Genomic DNA, 4475 nt, shown 5'->3' on the forward strand with positions numbered 1-4475 from the left:
TAAATGAGCACACAAATGGTTTGATAAGGCGTTTTCTACCTAAAGGGACAGATTTTAATGAAATTAGTGACAAAGAAATAGCAAAAATAGAGCATACATTGAACACCAGAAGAAGAGCGAGTTTGAATTATTGCTCACCTAATCATGTTTTTTTAGAGTATTTGATGGCGGCTTAGTATAGAGTAGTGTTGCACTTCAGATGACGGAGGGCGTTCTTAATAGGGGCCTATAGCCCCCTATTAATAAAGATGCATAAAAGGGGTTTATAGACCCCTATTAATAAAGATGCATAATAGGGGGCTATAGCCCCCTATTAGTAAAGGTGCATAATAGGGGTTTATAGACCCCTATTAATAAAGATGCATAAAAGGGGTTTATAGACCCCTATTACTAAAGATGTATAAAAGGGGTTTAAAGACCCCTATTATAACATTAAGGTTTATTTGATGGTTTTCTATCAGAGATTTCTTGAAAAAGGCTCTTGTCAATCGAATAAATAGACCAACCTGCTCTACCAGGTTGAAATTCAACTCTAACAATAAGAGAATTCTTAAGTAAAAATCTCAATGCTGTCTTGGCTGACTCTCTAGAAATATTGATAGATTCAATAACACCTCGTTGTGTTATTTTTTCAGTAATAAAGGTCTTTGAAGAAGATTTCTCATGCAAGTAATAAATTAAACTTAGAGGATTCCCCCTCAAATTTTTAAAAGCTAAAGATGGTGTTTTTATATTTTCTGCTTCACCGACTTTCGGTGTCGCTAATTTCTTTAGTTTATCTTTTGATTTATTTGTATCAGGGCTTGGTATCGTTTCTTGCTTAATTCCATCTTCGTCTTCTTCAGTCCATCCACGTCTTCGTCTAGCTACAAATCGATTAGTGCTTTTCTTCGGTGTCTTTTTCTCGGAAAGATCAACCCCCACTTTTTTGGCGAGTTCATCCAAGCTGTTACCCATTTCTAGGCTCCATGCCATAGCTGTATACGTACTGAAGCAAATCTTGATAGTCCTGAGCTGCATTATTAATTTTTCCAGTAGTATATACGCTAGATGACTTCATAATACTCTTGGGAACTTCCGAGCAATAACGAACAATAATAGACGAGAGTCTATCTAAAATATTTTCATTTGCCTTCGCTAATTTCAGAGCTTCACCTGTTGTCGATACGCGCCTATCTATACTAGAAAAGAAACAGTGAATATCTATATTGTTATCTAAAGAAAAAGTGTCAACTAAGTCATCAATTTCTTGAATAATATAGTTAGCTCCTTGAATTGCAAATTTATCACTACGCATAGGGATCAATACGCTACGCAGTATACTGTCATCTAATTGGCAAAGCGCACAAACACTAGATGTAAAAAGACTAGATAGTTGAGGTGTATGATCCTGAAAAATTTTAGTTTCTTTTCCTAAGTGTTTATAAATCTCTTTATAAAAATTCAGCATACCATTTTTAATATCTTTTGGTTTGTTAGATAAAATCTTCTCAATCCACACCTGGTTTAGGTTTGACTTAATAAACCAAACATTGTCACCCACCTCAGTTAGAATTTCACCTATCTTGACTTTACCCTCTAAAAAATCAAGTAACAGAGGTTCACTATCATCTGCAGGTTCACCAAACACCATTGATGTAAAACTACCTTGTGAGTCTCCATCTATATATACAATAGGAGTATTTCTGTTTGTAATCCTTCTCATTGCGGAGCCAAGATTATAAATACTAGATGTTTTACCTACTCCACCACATAAATTTGCAGATAATATAATCGAAGGACGATAAAAATAGTCTAAGCCAGCATGCATTAAATAATCTTCTGCCGCCTCCGGGGTAATTCCAACAATACGTTTATTTACCCTAGTAACTTTATCGTCATCAAAATCACGAAAATATTTACTTATTAAAGGAGTGCTAACACCTGCGACTTTCGCCATTTCACTAATTTTGAACTGACTCACATTTGACATTATTTTGCTCCGGTTAACTATTTATATTAAAAATATAATATAAAGTTAACAACAAAGCAAATTGTTTTTACAATTAATTATTCTCTTGTGACAATTGTATCTCTTGTCTAAGACGTTAATGTTGGCAAACTATAATAGGGGCCTATAAACCCCTTTTATGCATCTTTATTAATAGGGGCCTATAAACCCCTTTTATACATCTTTACTAATAGGGGGCTATAAACCCCTTTTATACATCTTTAAGGGGGCTATAAACCCCTATTATGCACCTTTACTAATAGGGGGCTATAAACCCCTATTATGCATCTTTACTAATAGGGGGCTATACACCCCTTTTAACTGTTTGAATATTAATTATTTATTGCGAAAACTATTTGCTTCTTCGTTAACTTATTAATATAATTTCATCATGATTAGTTAATAGCAAGATCACCAGTTAAGGAGCTTGTTGTGAGTATCACGAAAATTAAACTTCCTAGTGAGCGCGTAACCGTTGTCTACCCTTGGATGGCTTCTATCTGTAAAAACAATCCATGCGCATCGGCCATCTTAGCCTTGTCTACATTTCGGCATAATCAATATGGATGGGAAGAGCATTATCTAACCCGCGAAGACTTAAAAGAAGCTTTATTTGATCAGTTTACGATTTATCAAATTGGTAAAGCTCTAAAGCAACTGTTCGCAGATAAAATATTTACTCAAATCAAACGAAAGTGCTACGACCGTACAACGGTATTCAGCCTAAATGGAAGCTTGATAAACAAGTTCCTAAGCAGCTATCAAACAAAATTCCCAATCACGCAGAAGCAAAAACCAGAACAACCTGAAAACGCCGCAGACCTTGAAAAACCTCAAGTTGCGGATTCAAATAATGGAAACGTCGATATCGAACTTTCAATAAAGGAAGCCCTGAAAGACAAAGAAGAGGATATTAATAACCATGTTGTAGATTTCGACCAGTGCATAGAAGAAGGGGATATTGTTGTTGAACTCGAATCTGCTTTATCTCAATTGCTAGAAACAAAACACAAACATAATGATAAGCTAGCAGACGGATATAATTTCGCAGAGTGGGTGAAAGAAGAGGGAGAGCTAAGGACTGCACTCTTAGAGACTCAACAGGCACTTGACGAGGCAAGAGAGATTCAAAGCCTTGAGTTCTCTACTAAGAAGCTGCTTAATCCACCTAACGTTACGCCTAACTTGGAAATAAAAACACTTGAAGACCTGCCGGTTGATATGGATACTGCTCACGGTCCTGTTACAAACCAACTTAGCCAAAATTTTTACAAACAGCAGAAAACATCTTCGGACCGAATGATTACAACTAAACACATGAAACGCTTAAAACACTTCGCGCACAAATTTGGCAACAGCGTTGACGAAATGATCTGGTTTCTGAAAAATTCATATACAGAGCGAGGATACAATGTTGACAAGGTGATGGGCATACTCAGCGCCATAGCACCAAGTTTTACACGCCCTAATGGGATGCCTGCTTAATGCGATTGATCATAGTAGAGGACTATGCAGCCTTAAATAAAATGCGAGTGCAAGATGTTTACGCTTTAGTCTTGGACAAAAAACTAAAACACCAGGATTCAACCAACTTAGATTTAAAACAACATAAACCTTGTCTATGTTGATGAAGCACCGAGCCATATTGTTAGCCTCGATGCAGGTATTGAGTACCTGACACAAAAAGAAGCGTCAAGAAAAGAGGGTGTTCCTGTTGATACGATACGCAAAATGATTAATAACGGTGAAATTAAAAACGTTAGGATTAAAGGTCGCGCCTTTATTCCTGCTGACCAATTTGAAATAGTGGAGTGTTAAAATGTTTATATTAGATTTTTGAGTTGTTAATATGATCCGAACTTTCGTTATTTTGACGAATATTATCGAGGAATTAAAAGGTACTACTCTGGAAAAACTTCGTAAATTTCTGAAGAATCAGAGCAACCGTGGTAAGCGCATTAATAATCTTGCTTTGCAATGGGGTTATGAATAACCTTATATGATTTGCATTAAGATAGTTAAAAGGAAGATTTATGAGCTATATACTTCAGCACTCGTCATCAGGTCTTAAACGGCTTGCTCTTCAGCACGAAATATATCGTGAAAGTAGCGAGTTACTTTTAAAAAAATCGGGTATTCAAAAAAATATGCGAGTTTTAGAAATTGGTACGGGCGGAGCTGAGCTGAGCGCTTGGCTTACTAATTTTTTGTCGCTGGGTAAGCTGCTGTCGATTGATATTAGTGAAGATTATGTAGATTTAGCCAATCAGTCGATTAATTCAAACCGGTTTAAAGCAGTTCAGAAGGATATTTATCATATAGACTCTTCGGCACTGTTGCGAAAAATTATAGTGAGCTTCAGAAAGGTTATTTTCTTGTGCTCTCTGCTTAGAATTAAGCAGCTAATCCAAATAATTTATCAATGAGCTGATTTTGGGCACAGATATTCTGTTTTTTATAATAACGTAATTGACCTTTTTGAACC

At 36.0% G+C, this 4475-nt stretch carries 6 protein-coding genes and 1 pseudogene; 4 read left to right on the forward strand and 3 right to left on the reverse strand.

Annotated features, from left to right (window positions below; all coding sequences use genetic code 11):
* A partial coding sequence (locus C200_RS16855; RefSeq protein ID WP_033923682.1) for a hypothetical protein occupies positions 1 to 176 on the forward strand: 176 nt, incomplete at its 5' end.
* A 256-nt stretch (positions 177 to 432) separates the two neighbouring features.
* Here C200_RS16855 and C200_RS04345 read toward each other — a convergent pair.
* Entirely contained in the window at positions 433 to 957 is a 525-nt protein-coding gene (locus C200_RS04345) for a hypothetical protein (protein ID WP_016212199.1), read from the reverse strand.
* Positions 950 to 1972, reverse strand: coding sequence for a ParA family protein (locus tag C200_RS04350; protein ID WP_016212198.1), 1023 nt, complete (start codon positions 1970 to 1972; stop codon positions 950 to 952). Before C200_RS04350 ends, C200_RS04345 begins: the two co-directional genes overlap by 8 nt.
* A 450-nt stretch (positions 1973 to 2422) precedes the next feature.
* Here C200_RS04350 and C200_RS04355 point away from each other — a divergent pair, with 450 nt between their 5' ends.
* From C200_RS04355 to C200_RS04360, 3 genes are all read left to right on the forward strand, one after another.
* The gene (locus C200_RS04355) at positions 2423 to 3475 is read left to right on the forward strand and encodes a hypothetical protein (protein ID WP_016212162.1); all 1053 of its coding nucleotides are present in this window, start codon (positions 2423 to 2425) and stop codon (positions 3473 to 3475) included.
* Between the two features lie 189 nt (positions 3476 to 3664).
* Positions 3665 to 3808: a MerR family transcriptional regulator gene (locus C200_RS16690; protein ID WP_366406797.1), complete on the forward strand. Its 144-nt coding sequence runs from the start codon at positions 3665 to 3667 to the stop codon at positions 3806 to 3808.
* A gap of 215 nt (positions 3809 to 4023) precedes the next feature.
* On the forward strand, positions 4024 to 4416 hold the full coding sequence (locus tag C200_RS04360; RefSeq protein WP_016212163.1) for a methyltransferase domain-containing protein: 393 nt from the start codon (positions 4024 to 4026) through the stop codon (positions 4414 to 4416).
* On the opposite strand, the pseudogene C200_RS15355 reads toward C200_RS04360, so the two are convergent.
* A pseudogene (locus tag C200_RS15355) lies at positions 4385 to 4475 on the reverse strand (IS6 family transposase); the annotation flags it as partial. The gene C200_RS04360 and the pseudogene C200_RS15355 sit on opposite strands and share 32 nt — an antisense overlap.

The organism is Piscirickettsia salmonis LF-89 = ATCC VR-1361 (assembly GCF_000297215.2).
GTDB lineage: Bacteria > Pseudomonadota > Gammaproteobacteria > Piscirickettsiales > Piscirickettsiaceae > Piscirickettsia > Piscirickettsia salmonis.